Source organism: Martelella sp., assembly GCF_984369615.1.
Genome location: NZ_CFHTCS010000482.1, coordinates 1 through 2,689 on the forward strand (window position 1 = coordinate 1; position 2,689 = coordinate 2,689).

Below are 2,689 nucleotides of genomic sequence, written 5' to 3' on the forward strand. Positions count from 1 at the left end.
CACTACACCTTCTCCGGCCTTTCCCGCAAGCGCCGCGGCATGTTTAAACGCATTCTCATGCAAAAGAGTGTCGATTTCCGCTGCCCCGAAAGGCACAAACGCCGGAATCGGCCCTTCGGCCTCCATCTGGAGCCAGAAGGCCTTGCGGGCCTGGTCAAGCTTGCGCCTGCCATCGGCGGCGGCATCGGCGGCATGAAAGGTGGCAAGGGCCGCGCCGCTTCTCACCGCAAGATCGACCTTGGCCGATCCAGCGACGAACTCGCCCGCCTTGCGGGCCATGTTCATCATACCCGCAAGCTGACGCGCCATCAACATGTCAACAGTTGCGCCGAGATCGGCCGGCGCAACGGCCTTCTGCTTCAGCGCCCGGGCATAAAGCCCCTTGGCCACGGCCTTGTCGACCGCCCAGCGCTCGGCGGTCACCCAGCACCCCCTGCCCGGCAGTTCACGTTTCAGATCGGGAACCACCTGGCCGTCGGGACCGGCGACGAAGCGGATCAGATCATCCGGCCCGCCGGCATTACGGGTCACGATGCAGGTCCGGTCGTTCATCGCCGCCTCTTCAGCCACTTTTCGGGGCGTGGTCACCGGCCCTTACGCGCTCTTGCCGGCTTCGTCATCGGGTGAAGCCTGCTCTTCGACGACGCCTTCTTCGGCAACGCCGTCTTCCGCCAGGGCGTCCTCGTCCTCGTTCACCTCTTCGGCAACCGCGAGGTCTTCCTCGGTGATCCAGCCAACCGCCAGGCGCGCCTGCACGACCATGTTCTCGGCTTCCACCCGCGACAGATCAAAGCCGGAGAGCGTGCCTTCGAAACGCTTGGTCTGGCCGTTCTGGCGCTCGGTCCATCCGACAAGGTCGTCAGCGGCGCAACCGGCGAAGTCTTCCATCGTCTTGATGTCGTCCTCGCCAAGCGCCACCATCATCGCCAGCGTCATGCCGTCGATCTGGCGCAGGTCGTCGGAAACGCCGAGTTCGCGGCGCTTCTCGTCAAGTTCGGCTTCCTGGCGCTCGAGGAATTCCTTGGCGCGCATCTGGATTTCCTCGGCCGTCTCCTCGTCGAAGCCCTCGATCGAGGAAATCTCGTCGAGCTCGACATAGGCCAGCTCTTCGATTGCCGCGAAGCCTTCCGATGCGAGAACCTGTCCGACCATCTCGTCAACGTCCAGCGCATCCATGAACAGCTGCGACCGTTCGTTGAATTCCTTCTGACGGCGTTCGGATTCCTCGTTCTCCGTCATGATGTCGATGTCCCAGCCGGTCAGCTGCGAGGCGAGACGGACATTCTGGCCGCGACGGCCGATCGCCAGCGACAGCTGGTCGTCCGGCACGACGACGTCGATGCGCTCGGCGTCCTCGTCCAGCACCACCTTGGCGACTTCGGCCGGCTGCAGCGCGTTGACGATGAAGGAGGCCGGATCCTCCGACCACGGAATGATATCGATCTTCTCGCCCTGGAGTTCGCCGACGACGGCCTGGACGCGGCTGCCGCGCATGCCGACGCAGGCCCCGACCGGATCGATCGACGAATCCGACGAGATCACGGCGATCTTGGCGCGCGAGCCCGGATCGCGGGCGACCGACTTGATGGTGATGATGCCGTCATAGATTTCCGGCACTTCCATGGTGAAGAGCTTGACCATGAACTGCGGATGGGTGCGCGACAGGAAGATCTGCGGCCCGCGCTGCTCGCGGCGCACATCGTAGACATAGGCGCGGATGCGGTCGCCGTAACGCGGCACTTCGCGCGGGATCATCTCATCGCGGCGGATAATGGCCTCGCCACGGCCGAGATCGACGATGACATTGCCGTATTCGACGCGCTTGACCGTGCCGTTGACGATCTCGCCGATGCGGTCCTTGTATTCGTCGTACTGGCGGTCGCGCTCGGCCTCGCGCACCTTCTGGACGATCACCTGCTTGGCCGACTGGGCGGCGATGCGGCCGAAATCCATCGGCGGCAGCGGGTCGGCGATGAAATCGCCGAGCTTGGCTTCCGGGTTGCGGTCAAGCGCGAGCGCCAGCGGGATCTGCGTGCTGTAATCCTCGGCTTCCTCGACCACCTCGAGCAGGCGCTGAAGATGAATCTCGCCGGTCTTCGGATTGATGTCGGCGCGGATATTGGTCTCCGATCCGTAACGCGACTTGGCCGCCTTCTGGATGGCGTCGGCCATGGCGGTCAGGACGATCTCGCGATCGATCGATTTTTCACGCGCCACCGCATCGGCGATCTGCAACAGTTCCAGCCGGTTCGCACTTACTGCCATTTTACGGGTCTCCGTCCTTGCAAGCGGAACCGCGCCGGTTCCGTCAATATCCTGAAATCGCATGCCGCCCGTTCCGGGCCATGGCGTCTGTCTTAATTGTCGTCGCCGTCGGCGACATCTTCCTCGTCGTCGTTTTCGTTCGCCGCCTTCTGCTTGGCAAGCTTGTCAGCCCTCAGCGCCTCACGGATCAGTTCGTCGGTCAGCACCAGCTTGGCATCCGAGAGCGCGGTAAAGGGAATGGTCACCTCGGGCGGCTCGCCGTAGGCAACGCCGTCGCGCAGAAGCGTGATGCCGTCGACATCGGCTTCGATGATGCGGCCGCGGAAGCGCTTGCGGTCGTTGACGAGAACCGACGTCTCGCACTTCACGAGGTGGCCCTTCCAGCGGTAGAAATCGGATTTGCGCACCATCGGCCGGTCGATGC

General features: G+C 63.6%; 3 protein-coding genes. All 3 read right to left on the reverse strand.

The genetic code is table 11. From position 1 onward, the window contains the following. Window positions 1-588 (reverse strand): RNA-binding protein (locus AC5DC2_RS22565; RefSeq protein ID WP_491700109.1); only part of this gene is annotated, 588 nt, incomplete at its 3' end. A gap of 6 nt (window positions 589-594) precedes the next feature. Then, window positions 595-2,265, reverse strand: a complete 1,671-nt coding sequence (gene nusA / locus AC5DC2_RS22570) for a transcription termination factor NusA (protein ID WP_024708925.1) — start codon at window positions 2,263-2,265, stop codon at window positions 595-597. A gap of 92 nt (window positions 2,266-2,357) precedes the next feature. Continuing rightward, on the reverse strand, window positions 2,358-2,689 hold a 332-nt coding region (locus tag AC5DC2_RS22575), incomplete at its 5' end, for an LSm family protein (RefSeq protein WP_491700110.1).

What these genes read in the sequence shown, in the direction of transcription:
- nusA (WP_024708925.1), bottom strand. Translation starts at nt 2,265, where the DNA reads ATGGCAGTAAGTGCGAACCGGCTGGAACTGTTGCAGATCGCCGATGCG.